Origin of the sequence: Rickettsia felis URRWXCal2 (assembly GCA_000012145.1) — a bacterium.
Taxonomy (GTDB): Bacteria; Pseudomonadota; Alphaproteobacteria; order Rickettsiales; family Rickettsiaceae; genus Rickettsia; species Rickettsia felis.
This window is the reverse complement of record CP000053.1, coordinates 560,153-573,968: the sequence shown is the minus strand read 5'-3', so window position 1 is coordinate 573,968 and position 13,816 is coordinate 560,153. Positions and strand designations below refer to the sequence as shown.

Below are 13,816 nucleotides of genomic sequence, written 5' to 3'. Positions count from 1 at the left end.
GTCGAATTACTACGTAATTCTTCTCACAATGACGACTCGGTATTCACGCAGTCTACGACTGCTCGCAATGACGATTTACCCAAACTCACACATACGCTTTACAAGCTCAGGCCACTCTGGCGGGTTATAGCCCGTCGCTTCATTAAAACGTGTGCTATCCATTGAGCGATCTATCACAAGCTCATCTGACGGAATAATATCGATTTTTTTATCATATATTGCCGCTACTAATTTTAATAATTCTAACTTATTAATCGGTTTTGATGCAACATGATAAAGCCCATGCAGCTCTTTATTCGGTAATACAAAATCCCTTATTATTCTTGCAAGCTCTACTGTCGGGAATCCTGAATAAATAGCTTTTTCAAAACCTTTCACTTGCCCTTCTGCACTTAAAAACCAATTGATTAAGCTTCTATTGCCTGCCAGCTCATGACCTATAATTGAAGTACGCAAAGTGATAGCATGAGGATAATCTACTTCGCCAAGAAACTTAGAACGACCGTAAAGGTCATAACAGTCAGGAAAATCGCTTTCCTTATAATTACCTTTTTTTCCTGAAAATACACAATCAGTACTAATATGGATTAACCTTGAATTAGCTAGCTTACATAAATTTGCTAACCTATGAGGCAGTAAACTATTTATCGGCAATGCTTTTAACGGGTCGTTTGCATCAGCTAGTTGTTTTACAAGCCCTATACAATTTATGACGATTTCGGGTTTTGTTTTATTAATAAATACCTCAACTAACGAATCATGATTCTCAACATCTACATTTGTAATTAATTTATCGGATAAATCTTTAGAAAAATAAGAACGAGCGAAATTATTTCGAGCTGTCGCACAAACATCAAACTTACTATCCTGACTTAAAAATCTAAACATACTGTTACCTAGCATACCGGTAACACCTAGAATTAATATTTTCATGATATATTTTATTTATTTTGCATCGTTTCTATCATAAATAATATATCTTTACAATAAGGTTTTTGAAAAGCTAGAAATTGTATAATTATCAACGAATTAATTTATATCCTCTTCTTTTCTCATAAGCTTTAATTCTTTATACAAATCAATATCTTTATACTTATCCAGTATGTTTCTTGCTTTTTCTATATTTGAATAAAAACTTGATATTATTAATTCTGAATTGTTATACTTAATTGTTACTTTATCTCCTATTTTAAGTTTTAATTTCTGCCTCACTTTTATAGGAATAACTAGTCTACCATTATTATCAATATAACTTTTTTGTACTATCATAAAAAATAATTAACTTGCCATAGAAAAGGTTCTTATTCTACTTTCTTTAACTTTCCAACCTTCATCTTCTGCGAGTTCTAAATCATATTAATTTTGCATATTCATCCACCAACGAGGATTAACATTAAAATATTTACCTAAGCGGAGTGCCGTATCAGCAGTAATTGAACGATGATGCTTAATTATATTATTGATTCTAGTAACAGGTACATCAATATCACGAGCAAGCTTACTTTGACTAATACCCATAGGTTACATAAATTCTTCAAGTAGAATTTGCCCCGGTGAAATAGGAGGTAATTTGTTTGTCATAAATTCTTAGTTTTGTTGCATGGACTGTTTTATGTCATTCCCGCATAGGCGGGAATCCAGTAAAGCCTATAAAAACAAGTTTTTATAGGCTTATTTTGTTGAATATACAACTTCTATATCGGATATTGAAGTTATTTTTCTGGATCCCCGCTTTTGCGGGGATGACATTGAGTAGGTTTTTCGATGCAAGCAACAGCTCCTCAATTCTTTCCTAATTAAAGTTTTTTCATAGAATCAAGCACGGTTTCAAGAATCATACTAGCAGCTACGGCATCATCGTTATTATTACGATCTTTTCTTTTAACGCCGAATGATTTAAGGAAATTATTCGCAGCTTTTGTAGTTAGTCTTTCATCTTGTAAATATATAGGCAAATTTATAGATTTTGCTAGCTCTTCAGCAAATTTCATCACTATATTTGTTTGCTCGGTTACCGCTCCGCTCATATCAATCGGTAGGCCTATTACCACACCGCAAACTTTATATTTTTCGATTATACTAAGCAAGGAAGTAATAACGATTTTTTTATTTATCTCAATTATAGTGTTTAAGGGCATAGCAATATTACGTTCTTGATTAGATAATGCGATTCCTAATTTTTTGCTTCCGTAATCAATAGCAATAAGTGGAGCATTTGGTATTAAAAGCGGATAAAATTCTTGAAGATTTTTTATGATCATGGTAGTTATAAAAATTACTTTATTAATTATTATTTATGCTAAAAATTATTCAAAAACATTTAGATACGAAATTAATTAAATTATCGGCTATTTTAGCCTTTATTTATTGTTTGTTATTTAATACCGCAATATTGATTTATAAATTTGATTATTATAAAGCAACGATTTTTAGAGGGATATTAGAGCTATCAAAAGATTTTTGTTATATTTATATATTTTCTTTTATAGCATTTTTTGGTCTTAGCGTACATAAATTAGTGTTAAAAATCGGCGTAGGGTTTTTATTTATAACATCCGCTATTGCTAGCTATTACATTTATTTCTTCAAAATCAATCCTACTAAACAAGTAATAGGTAGTTTTTTCTCAACGGATTTAAACGAAGTTTATGAATTAGTCAGCATTAAATTAATAATATGGATAATTTTTTGCCTTTTTAGCTGTTTTTATACTCTCAAATCTTTTGCCGCCGAAAATTCTAAATCATTCGTAACAAAATTATTATCTGCCGCTTGCTTACTTATTTTTGTATATAATATTATTACTCCTTCATTTAAGATACTAAAAAATTATTTTCCCATTCAGTATTTACATAATAGCTACCTTAATTTTGCCGGAAACCTAACCGGTAAAAATTATGCCTGTATAGATATTAGTAAGCAATATAACTTTATAGATAAGTCAGATAAAGATATTATAGGTGTTTTAGTTATAGGAGAATCGGCAAGATTTGATCATTTCGGTATTAACGGTTATGAAAGAGATACGACTCCTTACTTAAAAACTGCCCAAAATCTAACTTCTTTCAAAGCTAAATCCTCTTCTAATCTTACCTATCTTTCCGTACCGTCATTACTTTCACGTTATCCTGCAAGTCAAATTGAAAATACTAGACAAGAGAACAGCTTTTTATCAATTTTAACAAATCTTGGCTTTAATACTACCTGGATCGGTACTCAAACTTTAATGAGGAATTTCGCAAATTTTGACCTAAGTAATATATATAATGACGTTAATTTTACTATAGTACCAGGCGGCTCTGCTCTATTTTCTTTAAATGATCATGATGAAAAAATATTGCCTTTTATAAAAGAAATAATAACAAATTCAGAGAAACAATTTTTAGTAGTTCATACCTCAGGAAGTCACTGGAACTATAACGCAAGATATCCTAAAGAATTTGAACATTTCACTCCTACCTGCCCTATTAAAGTTAAAGGAGATGCGAGTGATTGCGATAAGCTTGCTTTAGTTAACAGCTATGATAATTCAATTTTATACACCGATTTTTTTTTATCTAATTTAATAGATTTGCTTAAAGATAAAAATGCCTTTTTACTATATGTATCCGATCACGGCGAATCGTTAGGAGAAAATGGTTATTACGGTCACGGTGGTCCACTACTTGTAGAACAAATAACAGTGCCGCTTATAGTTTGGGTATCAGATGATTTTAGAGAAAAATATCCTGAATCGGTAGACTCAATTAAAAATTATGCTAATACCGAAATTAGCCATGATTATGTATTTCATTCAATCCTTGACTGTTTAAATATAGATTCCGACATAATAGATAAAGACTTAAGTATATGTAAATCTAGTTAAAAATTATTGAATTATTAAAAAATTTATATATAAATTAAAATCTCAATAATTATATTATTTATTATTATGTCTGATATACCTAAACTAGACGACTATTATTATAGATTTTTACAAAGTATTTTACTTAAAACACTAGAACAAAATAAAGCCGCTGAAACTTATTTATTACAGAAAGATTTTAATAGTGCTTTAAATGAGATAAAAAATATAAATGAACAACTTGAAGAATATTCAAATATTCTTCCCTTACTCAAATTAATTAAAACTTATTTCATAGATAAAAAAATATATAATTAAGTACCGTTTAATTTAAATCCTTTTTTTATAATTAAAAATAATATAGAGTGGAAATAAAAAAAGGTATTGAATTATGGAATATGCATTATTAATTTTCAGTATTATAGCGATTTTAGTTATAATACAAATGGTTAAAGTTGTACCTCAACAACAAGCATGGGTAGTAGAAAAACTTGGAAAATTTGACAAAGTACTACAGCCTGGTTTAAATTTACTAATCCCTGTCATTCAGAAAGTAGCATACAAACATACTTTAAAAGAAGAAGCTATAGACGTTACCGCTCAAACAGCTATTTCAAACGATAACGTAACATTATCTATCGACGGTGTTTTATATGTTAAAATCATTGATCCGATAGCAGCATCTTACGGGGTTAATAACCCCTACTATGCCATAACGCAGCTTGCTCAAACTACTATGCGTTCGGAAATCGGCAAACTCCCTTTAGATAAAACTTTTGAAGAGCGTGAAACTTTAAACGTAGCAATTGTGGCAGCTATTAATCAGGCTGCTATAAATTGGGGCATACAATGTATGCGTTATGAAATTAAAGATATTCAACCTCCGCAAACTATACTTAAAGCTATGGAATTGCAGGTAGCGGCAGAGCGTCAAAAAAGAGCTCAAATTCTAGAGTCGGAAGGTAATAGACAAGCAAAAATTAATCATGCAGAAGGTGAAAAAGCACAAATCGTACTGAATTCAGAAGCTTCTTATACAGATCAAATTAACAGAGCAAAAGGTGAAGCTGAAGCAATAGGCTTAGTCGCTACCGCTACGGCAAATAGTATTGAGATTGTCGCAGCTGCCGTACAAAAAACAGGAGGAAGCGATGCAGTAGCTCTTAAAATAGCCGAGCAGTATATTAGTGCATTCGGTAATTTGGCTAAAGATACCAACACCGTAATTTTACCTACAAATCTTTCAGAACCTAGTAGTTTTGTAACCGGAGCGTTAACTATATTTAACCAATTAAAAGCTTCTTCAGAAAAGAAAATAGATAAGTAGCAATTTATAAAGATTTATTATTGTAATAATAATTAGTTTTATATATCATATCTAATTATTAATTAATAAAAGGTTATGAATATGTCAGTATTTGTCGGCAAAACTGCTCCGGATTTTACAGCTAAAGCTATTATGCCTAATAATAATATAGACGAAAAGTTTAAACTTAGCGATTATGCTGCAGGCGATAATATAGTGTTATTTTTTTATCCCCTAGATTTTACTTTTGTTTGTCCATCGGAAATTATAGCATTTCACAATAAGCTTGGTGAATTTACCGAAAGACGTACTAAAGTAGTAGCTGTTAGCGTTGATTCTCATTTTAGCCATTTAGCTTGGAAAAATACTCCGCATAATAAAGGCGGACTTGGACAAGTACAATTTCCAATGGTTTCCGATATAAAAAAGGATATTTCTTCAAAATATAACGTACTTAATGAAGACGGTGTTGCTTTGCGTGGAACTTTTTTAATTGATAAGGATTTCATAGTACGTCACATGCTAGTTAACGACTTACCTATCGGTCGTGATATTAATTATACATTAAAAGTAATTGATGCTTTAACTCATCATCAAAAGCACGACGAAGTTTGTCCTGCCGGCTGGCATAAAGGTGAGGAAGCAATTACCCCATCACATGAAGGTATAGCACATTATTTAAGCTCACATGCCGAGAAGCTGTAGTATTATGTCATCCGCGTGGATCGGTTTTTTCGTCATTGCGAGCGAACGTTAGTGAGCGTGGCAATCTCAGGAATCCTTCCCAAGATTGCGTACGTACAATTTACTATTGTAAATTTCCTCGCAATGACGTTAACAATTAAACCAAAACCCATATCAAATAACCCTAAATAATGCTAAAAGAATTATTTTCTGCTCCTAAAATATCTTATGATATTGAAACAATTAATATTTTACGTCTTATTAGGAGTGAAAATATCGGTCCTAAAACTTTCTTTAGTTTAATTAAATTATTTGGTGATGCAGCAACTGCCATAGATAACGCTCCGGATTTTTCATTGCGAGGCGGAAAGTCAAAACCAATTAAAATTTTCAGTAAAAGCGATGCTGAAAAAGAGTTAGAGCTTCTCGAAAAAGACAATGCTAAGATTATCACATATAAATCTCCGGAATATTCAAAATTATTACTTGAAATTTATGATCCACCGCCAATATTAAGCTATAAAGGTAATATAGAGTTATTAAATCATAATAAATGCGTTGCAATAGTAGGTGCAAGAAACGCTTCTGCAAACGGAAGAAGTTTTGCTCATAAAATTGCAAATGATTTAGTAAAAGAAGGATATATAACTATTTCAGGATTAGCAAGGGGGATAGATAGCAGCGTACATCAAGCTGCAATTTCTCAAACTATCGGAGTTATTGCAGGCGGTATTGATCATATATATCCACCGGAAAATAAAAAACTATTTGAAAATTTAGCAGAAGAAGGTTTAATATTAGCTGAGTTACCTATCGGCTCTACCCCGCTTGGAAAACATTTTCCACAGCGTAATAGGATAATATCGGGGCTAGCCTTAGGAGTAGTGATAGTAGAAGCAAGCTTAAAATCCGGTTCATTAATAACTGCAAAATTTGCACTTGAACAAAATAGGGAAATATTTGCCGTTCCCGGCTTTCCTTTAGATCCAAGATGTCAAGGTACAAATAAATTGATTAGAGAGGGAGCATATTTAGTGGAATCAGTGGACGATATTGTAGCTAATTTACCGCAATATGAAGAATTTATGAAAAAAGATAATGGATTATTTAAGGATTTTGTTGAGCTAGGAACAGTAAATACTAGATATGTTAAAGAACCGTCACAAAAGGAGCGTACTGCTATATTGGAATTATTATCGTCAGTACCTATAGATTTTGAATTTTTACAAAAAGAAACGGAGTTATCGCTTCCTATTATATATACGGTAATATTAGAATTAGAACTCGCCGGCAAAGCAATACGTCACGCCGGCAATAAAATATCATTAGTTTACGCCTAATGCTCTATGTCATTCCCGCGTAGGCGGGAATCCAATACTTTAAAGCTTTTTAAAAGCTTTATTTGAATAAAATCTTGATCAAAAAGATTTTTTGAAAATCTCGCTTTACGCTGGATTCTCGCTTTTGCGGGAATGACATAGTAAAGAGTGGGGCAAATAATAATAGAATATTTATTTTTATAATGAAAAATAACCATCGATGAAATTAGTAATAGTAGAATCGCCCGCAAAGGCAAAAACGATAAATAAATATTTAGGTGATGAGTTTAAGGTCATTGCATCATTCGGTCATATTAGAGATTTACCTTCTAAAAAAGGCTCAGTGTTACCTGATGAAAATTTTGCGATGAAATATGATATTTCCGATAAAGCCGGTAAATATGTAGATGCCATAGTTAAAGATGCAAAAAAAGCTGATGCAGTATATCTTGCAACCGATCCGGATCGTGAGGGTGAAGCTATCTCGTGGCATGTTGCAGAGGTAATAAAAGAAAAAAATAAGGTTAAATCCGATGATTTTTTCAAAAGGGTAGCCTTTAATGAAATCACTAAAAAAGCAATTATTCATGCCGTTGAGAACCCTAGAAAACTTGACGCTAACTTAGTAAATGCCCAGCAAGCAAGAAGAGCTTTAGACTATTTAGTCGGCTTTACCCTTTCACCTCTTTTATGGCGTAAATTACCTGGATGTAAATCGGCGGGACGTGTACAGTCTGTGGCTCTGCGATTAATATGTGAGCGAGAAGATGAAATAGAGCGTTTTAAGTCGGAAGAATATTGGGATATTAGCCTTAAAATGCAAAATAGTAATAATGAATTATTTACTGCTAAATTGACTCACGTAAACGATCAGAAGTTAGAAAAATTCTCAATTATTAACGAAAAAGATGCCAAAGATTTAACCGAAAAATTAAAATCTCAAAATTTTCATGTTGATAAGATAGAAAAGAAACAACAAAAACGTCAGCCGCAACCTCCTTTTATTACTTCATCACTACAACAAGAAGCAGCAAGAAAATTAGGTTTTAGTGCTAAAAAGACTATGCAAATAGCACAAAAACTTTATGAGGGCGTTGACATAGGTAAGGAAACTATAGGGCTTATTACCTATATGAGAACCGACGGCGTTACATTATCAAATGACGCAATAGCGGATATACGTAAGTTAATCGATAAAAATTACGGTGACAAATATTTACCGAATAGCCCTAGAATTTATAAATCCAAAGTAAAAAATGCTCAAGAAGCTCATGAAGCTATAAGACCGACAAATATTACTTATACTCCTGATAGCTTAAAAGAAAAGCTAGAAAAGGATTATTATAAGCTTTATGAACTAATTTGGAAAAGGACTATAGCCTGCCAAATGGAAAATGTGATAATGGATTTGGTAGTTGCAAGTTTAGCTTCGGAAAATAAAGAATATTTGGCAAAAGCAAACGGATCAACTATAGCATTTGACGGGTTTTATAAGGTTTATCGTGAAAGTGTGGACGATGAGGCTGAAGAAGAAAATAAAATGCTGCCGCCTTTAAAAGAACAAGAACCGCTTAAAACTAAAGAAATTATTCCTAATCAGCATTTTACAGAACCTCCTCCAAGATATTCGGAAGCAAGCTTAGTGAAAAAACTTGAAGAGCTTGGGATCGGTCGCCCTTCGACCTATGCTAGTATTTTATCGGTTTTACAAGATCGAAAATATGTCTCTCTTGAGAAAAAACGATTTATGCCTGAAGAATTAGGACGTTTGGTAACGGTATTCTTGGTCGGTTTTTTCAAGAAATATGTAGAATATGATTTTACCGCAGGTCTTGAAAATGAATTAGATGAAATAGCGGCAGGTAAGCTTGAGTGGAAAGCTGCTTTAAATAATTTTTGGAGCGGTTTTAACCATAATATTGAATCGGTAAACGAACAAAAAATAACCGAGATTATTAGCTATGTACAGAAAGCTCTTGATTATCACTTGTTCAGTGAAAATAAAGAATCTAAAGCTTGTCCTTCATGTAAAACAGGCGAGCTTAGCTTAAAGCTCGGTAAGTTCGGAGCGTTTTTAGCATGTAGTAATTACCCTGAATGTACTTTCAGAAAATCTATTGTTAGCGGTAACGATAATAATGAAAATGATGGCGACCTTGCCGCTACTCCTAATGAGAATAAGGTTTTAGGTACTGATAAAGACGGAATAGAAATATATCTGAAAAAAGGACCTTACGGACCTTATGTTCAGCTCGGCGAACAAGAAGGCAAAGTAAAGCCAAAACGTAGCCCCGTGCCTGCTAGCTTGAATCAAAACGACATCACACTTGAGATGGCATTAAAGCTTCTAAGCTTACCGCTAAAAATAGGTATTCATAAAGATAGCGGCGAGGAAATTATGATAGGATACGGTAAATTCGGTCCTTACATAAAATATATGGGTAAATTTATTTCAATACCTAAAAAATATGATTTTCTAAATTTAAGCTTAGATGATGCGATGAAATTAATTGAAGATAATAAAGCGAAGTTAGAAAAGAAACAGGCGTAAATGGTTTAGTGTCACCCCGTGACTTAGTTAATGTCATTCCTGCGAAAGCAGGAATCCAGCATAAAGCGAGATAAATCGAGCTTTAAATTTTAAAAATTTAGTGTATTAAGACTTTTTAGTGGCTGGATTCCCGCTTCCGCGGAAATGACATAAAAGGATATAAATAATGACAAAAAAATAAGTAAAAATGACAAAAATTATAACACGATTTGCTCCGTCACCGACCGGTATGTTACATGTTGGAAATATCAGGGCAGCATTGCTTAACTGGCTATATGCAAAGAAGCATAACGGGCAGTTTATTTTAAGATTTGACGATACGGATTTAGAGCGTAGTAAACAGGAATATAAAGACGCTATAGAAGAAGATTTAAAATTTTTAAATCTTAATTGGGATCAGACATTTAATCAATTAAGTCGTTTAAGTAGATATGATGAAATCAAAAATCTATTATTAGACAAAAAAAGATTATATGCCTGCTATGAGACTCCGGAAGAGTTAGAATTAAAGCGTAAATTTCAATTATCTAAGGGATTACCGCCGATTTATGATCGAGCTAGCTTAAATCTAACAGAAGAACAAACACAAAAATATATAGAGCAAGGAAGAAAACCGCATTATAGATTTTTGGTAAATCATGAACCTATTAGCTGGCATGATATGATCAAAGGCGAAGTTAAATATGACGGTAAGGCTTTAAGCGAACCAATAGTGATAAGAGCAGACGGTAGTATGACCTATATGTTATGCTCGGTTATTGACGATATTGATTATGATATTACTCATATTATTAGGGGCGAAGATCACGTTAGCAATACCGCTATTCAAATTCAAATGTTTGAGGCTTTAAATACTACTCCTCCAACTTTTGGGCATTTGAGTTTAATAATCAATAAAGACGAGAAAATTTCTAAAAGAGTCGGAGGGTTTGAAATCACAACTCTTAGAAAAGAAATCGGGCTTGAGGCTATGGCAATTGCTAGCTTTTTTAGTTTACTTGGTTCATCGGCACAAATCTTACCTTATAAATCAATGGAGAAGCTAGCAAATCAATTTGAGATAAGTAGTTTTTCTAAAAGCCCGACTATCTATCAGCCAGAAGATTTGGAAAGACTAAATCATAAATTATTGATAAGTTTAGATTTTGACGAAGTAAAAAACCACCTTAAAGAAATCGATGCCGAGTATATTGATGAAAATTTTTGGTTATCGGTAAGACCCAATTTACAAAAATTACGTGATGTAAAAGATTGGTGGGAGATTTGTCATAAAACTCCGAATGTAAAAAGTCTAAATTTAGATAAAGAATATTTAAAACAAGCAGCAGAAGTATTACCGCAAGGTAAAATTACCAAAGATAGCTGGAGTATTTGGACTAAAGAAATAACAAATATAACAGGCAAAAAAGGTAAGGAGTTATTTCTGCCTCTTCGCCTTGCTTTAACCGGCAGAGAATCAGGACCGGAAATCGCAAGCGTTTTACCTTTGATTGATCGGGAAGAGATAATAAAACGATTAACTAGTGCTTAACTCTCTATGTCATTCCCGCAAGGCATTGCCCGCGTGGACACCTAACCGTCATTGCGAGCGACTGAAGGTCTTGTTGCATGGATCGAAAAACACGCTCGGTGTCATTCCTACGAAAGCAGGAATCCATCATAAAGCGAGATAAATCGAGCTTTTAATTTAAAAAATTTTCTGTATTTATACTTTTTTTCTGGATTCCTGCTTTTAGCTAAGAATGACATAAAGAGCATTACCGGTCCATGCAACAATGCCTGCTCGCAATGACGATTGAGTATAACAATAGACTTCTTGCATAACCTATCTTATAAAGAGGAATTTGAAGGAAACACGGAACGCAGCACCACAGCGTATATAAACATACGTGAGGATGCGAGTACCGGATTGACGTACAAATTACCTTTAGAAGGAGGTTATGCAAGAAGTCTAATATTTTAGCTATAATACTCTATCATGTTAGTATTAATAGCACCAGCAAGTTCTGCACAGTATCGCCGTAGATATTATCAGCAATAAGAGAAACTATACCTGCTGCTCCTGCCATTAAACCTTCCACAGTTTCACAAGCTACATATCCTGCAGCTATCCCTGCTTTTATTGTATTTTCTGCACATTTGATAGAATCGTACGGCGAAATTGCAATTGCTCCTAAAGCACAAGCACCTATAAGAACAGGCGGATTGTAATAAGCAAAAGTTGCAAGGCTTGCTACAGTTGCTTGAGCAAATGTAGATATAAAAGAATAATTAGTACTTACATCAGAAATAACACCTTGAATAGAACATACAGCACTTGCACCATTCTCTATCACATTAATAGCATGTTCTGTTGCTAAGGTAGCATACATTGTAAAATCTGCCGCAGCTTTAGTAGCATTTTGAAAATGAATTGTAGCACTATCAAAGTAACTAGATGTTTTTTTTTGAGGTTTGTGGCCCTGTATAGATTTTTGTCATGATTTTTCCCCTTAAAATTAAATCGTGACGACATTATAACTTAAATGTTGGAGCGTGTCAATGGATATTATTAATAAATAATTTAAAAATTAATAAAGGTAAATTAGTGTATAATTCCCAATTTCTGGAATAAATCATTGTCTCTTTCAGGCATTGGATTAGCTGAGGTTAAAATCTTTTCTCCGTAGAATATTGAATAAACGCCTGCCATAATACATAAAGCTTGTAATTCATCAGACATTTGTTCCCTACCTGCCGATAAACGAATATAAGATTTTGGAATCATTATTCTTGCCAAAGCTATTACTCGAACAAAATCAAATGGATCAATATCTTGTACATTTTCTAATGGCGTGCCTGGAATTTTTATCAGCTTATTGATAGTTACCGATTCAGCAGGTTCTTCAAGATTTGCAAGAGTTAAGATCATATTAATACGATCGTCATTTGTTTCTCCCATTCCTAAAATACCGCCGCAGCATACTTTCATACCGGAAGCCCGAACATACCTTAATGTATCTAACCTATCCTGAAAAGTACGAGTGGTAATAATTTTATTATAAAACTCTTCAGAAGTATCAATATTATGATTATAAAAATCAAGCCCAGCTTCTTTAAGCGTAACTGCTTGATGTTCTTTTAATAAACCAAGAGTAACACAAGTTTCTAAGCCTAATTTTTTGACCTCCTTAATCATCTCGCAAACCAGTTTTAAATCCTCATCACGTGGACCACGCCACGCAGCTCCCATACAAAAGCGAGTACTACCTGCTGCTTTAGCACGTTTTGCTGCCGTAATTACATCCTCAATTTGCATTAAAGGCTCTTTTTTTACATAAGTTTTATAGTGAGAAGATTGAGGACAGAATTTACAATTTTCAGGACAACTACCTGTTTTAATGCTTAAGAGGCTGCTGATTTGGATCTTATTAGGATCAAAATTAGCACGATGTATTGTTTGAGCTTGATAGACCAGCTCCATAAACGAAAAGCTAAAGATTTCTTTAGCCTCGTCAAAAGTCCATTTTTTCATTTCTAAAAATTATTTTTGTCTAAGATTCTTAACGTAAGAGAATAAAGAAGAGAAAACAAAAAGTTTAGCAAGACCGCTTGGAATGAAAATTATAAACCCGCTATAAATTGCCTGCTTTAAACCTATCATACTTGCAAGCCAGCTAACACCGAATAGATAAAATATAGTATGACCGATAATACAAATTATGGTAACATTCATAAAATTCTCAGCTAGTTTATCTTTTAAAGCACTCATAACTGGAGTTCCAATTAAGAAGCCGAGATAATAACCTCCTGCTGCTCCTAAAAAATAATTTATCCCGCTAGAAAATTTACAAAATACCGGCAAACCCATTACACCTATAAAAATGAAAGTCAGTATAGTTAGAAAACTAAGACGTGGACTATAAGTAAAAGCGATAATACAAAGTATTACGCTATGCATCGTAATTGCGACCGGTTTTATAGGAATACTTATTTGGGATGAAGCAAAAATAGCCACTACTCCCATAATTATTTTAACAATATCTAGAGCATAAGAATTTGTATTTAAATGTTCTACAACTCTATTCGGATATAATACTTTTAATAAAGAATTCATTGTATACCTCATTATC

Annotated in this window: 14 protein-coding genes and 1 pseudogene; 8 read left to right on the top strand and 7 right to left on the bottom strand. The window is 33.1% G+C overall.

Annotated features, from left to right (window positions below; translation table 11 throughout):
* Positions 1–75 precede the first annotated feature (75 nt).
* The 4 genes from RF_RS02885 to ruvX form a co-directional block, all read right to left on the bottom strand.
* On the bottom strand, positions 76–933 hold the full coding sequence (locus RF_RS02885; RefSeq protein WP_011270870.1) for a dTDP-4-dehydrorhamnose reductase family protein: 858 nt from the start codon (positions 931–933) through the stop codon (positions 76–78).
* Positions 934–1,029: 96 nt separating this feature from the next.
* The gene (locus tag RF_RS02880; protein WP_011270869.1) at positions 1,030–1,269 is read right to left on the bottom strand and encodes an AbrB/MazE/SpoVT family DNA-binding domain-containing protein; all 240 of its coding nucleotides are present in this window, start codon (positions 1,267–1,269) and stop codon (positions 1,030–1,032) included.
* A gap of 87 nt (positions 1,270–1,356) precedes the next feature.
* On the bottom strand, positions 1,357–1,518 hold the full coding sequence (locus tag RF_RS02875; protein ID WP_011270868.1) for a HigA family addiction module antitoxin: 162 nt from the start codon (positions 1,516–1,518) through the stop codon (positions 1,357–1,359).
* A gap of 278 nt (positions 1,519–1,796) precedes the next feature.
* A complete protein-coding gene (ruvX, locus tag RF_RS02870) occupies positions 1,797–2,261 on the bottom strand; it encodes a Holliday junction resolvase RuvX (protein WP_011270867.1) in 465 nt (154 codons plus the stop codon).
* 35 nt (positions 2,262–2,296) lie between these two features.
* Between ruvX and RF_RS02865 the strand changes: the two genes are divergently transcribed.
* The 8 genes and pseudogenes from RF_RS02865 to RF_RS08755 form a co-directional block, all read left to right on the top strand.
* Complete coding sequence (locus RF_RS02865) at positions 2,297–3,865, top strand: phosphoethanolamine transferase (protein WP_011270866.1); 1,569 nt, start codon at positions 2,297–2,299, stop codon at positions 3,863–3,865.
* Positions 3,866–3,931: 66 nt separating this feature from the next.
* The gene (locus tag RF_RS02860; RefSeq protein WP_039594929.1) at positions 3,932–4,162 is read left to right on the top strand and encodes a hypothetical protein; all 231 of its coding nucleotides are present in this window, start codon (positions 3,932–3,934) and stop codon (positions 4,160–4,162) included.
* Between the two features lie 73 nt (positions 4,163–4,235).
* A complete protein-coding gene (locus RF_RS02855; RefSeq protein WP_011270865.1) occupies positions 4,236–5,171 on the top strand; it encodes an SPFH domain-containing protein in 936 nt (311 codons plus the stop codon).
* An 81-nt stretch (positions 5,172–5,252) separates the two neighbouring features.
* On the top strand, positions 5,253–5,855 hold the full coding sequence (locus RF_RS02850; RefSeq protein WP_039594928.1) for a peroxiredoxin: 603 nt from the start codon (positions 5,253–5,255) through the stop codon (positions 5,853–5,855).
* A gap of 170 nt (positions 5,856–6,025) precedes the next feature.
* On the top strand, positions 6,026–7,174 hold the full coding sequence (gene dprA / locus RF_RS02845) for a DNA-processing protein DprA (RefSeq protein ID WP_011270863.1): 1,149 nt from the start codon (positions 6,026–6,028) through the stop codon (positions 7,172–7,174).
* 199 nt (positions 7,175–7,373) lie between these two features.
* Positions 7,374–9,704, top strand: a complete 2,331-nt coding sequence (gene topA / locus RF_RS02835) for a type I DNA topoisomerase (protein ID WP_011270862.1) — start codon at positions 7,374–7,376, stop codon at positions 9,702–9,704.
* A 187-nt stretch (positions 9,705–9,891) separates the two neighbouring features.
* Entirely contained in the window at positions 9,892–11,235 is a 1,344-nt protein-coding gene (gene gltX / locus RF_RS02830; RefSeq protein WP_011270861.1) for a glutamate--tRNA ligase, read from the top strand.
* 276 nt (positions 11,236–11,511) lie between these two features.
* A pseudogene (locus tag RF_RS08755) lies at positions 11,512–11,664 on the top strand (palindromic element RPE1 domain-containing protein); the annotation flags it as partial.
* A gap of 16 nt (positions 11,665–11,680) precedes the next feature.
* On the opposite strand, the gene RF_RS10515 reads toward RF_RS08755, so the two are convergent.
* The 3 genes from RF_RS10515 to RF_RS02815 form a co-directional block, all read right to left on the bottom strand.
* Positions 11,681–12,076, bottom strand: coding sequence for a hypothetical protein (locus tag RF_RS10515; protein WP_011270860.1), 396 nt, complete (start codon positions 12,074–12,076; stop codon positions 11,681–11,683).
* A gap of 212 nt (positions 12,077–12,288) precedes the next feature.
* Positions 12,289–13,218 (bottom strand): biotin synthase BioB, encoded by a 930-nt coding sequence (bioB, locus tag RF_RS02820; protein ID WP_011270859.1) that lies wholly within the window; start codon positions 13,216–13,218, stop codon positions 12,289–12,291.
* A gap of 9 nt (positions 13,219–13,227) precedes the next feature.
* On the bottom strand, positions 13,228–13,812 hold the full coding sequence (locus tag RF_RS02815; RefSeq protein ID WP_011270858.1) for a biotin transporter BioY: 585 nt from the start codon (positions 13,810–13,812) through the stop codon (positions 13,228–13,230).
* Positions 13,813–13,816 lie beyond the last annotated feature (4 nt).

Excerpts from the sequence above, each read along its gene's own strand:
- topA (WP_011270862.1), top strand. The coding sequence starts at position 7,374 with ATGAAATTAGTAATAGTAGAATCGCCCGCAAAGGCAAAAACGATAAAT.
- RF_RS02885 (WP_011270870.1), bottom strand. The coding sequence starts at position 933 with ATGAAAATATTAATTCTAGGTGTTACCGGTATGCTAGGTAACAGTATG.
- RF_RS02860 (WP_039594929.1), top strand. The coding sequence starts at position 3,932 with ATGTCTGATATACCTAAACTAGACGACTATTATTATAGATTTTTACAA.
- dprA (WP_011270863.1), top strand. The coding sequence starts at position 6,026 with ATGCTAAAAGAATTATTTTCTGCTCCTAAAATATCTTATGATATTGAA.
- RF_RS02850 (WP_039594928.1), top strand. The coding sequence starts at position 5,253 with ATGTCAGTATTTGTCGGCAAAACTGCTCCGGATTTTACAGCTAAAGCT.
- RF_RS10515 (WP_011270860.1), bottom strand. The coding sequence starts at position 12,076 with ATGTATGCTACCTTAGCAACAGAACATGCTATTAATGTGATAGAGAAT.
- RF_RS02865 (WP_011270866.1), top strand. The coding sequence starts at position 2,297 with ATGCTAAAAATTATTCAAAAACATTTAGATACGAAATTAATTAAATTA.
- ruvX (WP_011270867.1), bottom strand. The coding sequence starts at position 2,261 with ATGATCATAAAAAATCTTCAAGAATTTTATCCGCTTTTAATACCAAAT.
- bioB (WP_011270859.1), bottom strand. The coding sequence starts at position 13,218 with ATGAAAAAATGGACTTTTGACGAGGCTAAAGAAATCTTTAGCTTTTCG.
- gltX (WP_011270861.1), top strand. The coding sequence starts at position 9,892 with ATGACAAAAATTATAACACGATTTGCTCCGTCACCGACCGGTATGTTA.
- RF_RS02875 (WP_011270868.1), bottom strand. The coding sequence starts at position 1,518 with ATGGGTATTAGTCAAAGTAAGCTTGCTCGTGATATTGATGTACCTGTT.
- RF_RS02880 (WP_011270869.1), bottom strand. The coding sequence starts at position 1,269 with ATGATAGTACAAAAAAGTTATATTGATAATAATGGTAGACTAGTTATT.
- RF_RS02815 (WP_011270858.1), bottom strand. The coding sequence starts at position 13,812 with ATGAGGTATACAATGAATTCTTTATTAAAAGTATTATATCCGAATAGA.
- RF_RS02855 (WP_011270865.1), top strand. The coding sequence starts at position 4,236 with ATGGAATATGCATTATTAATTTTCAGTATTATAGCGATTTTAGTTATA.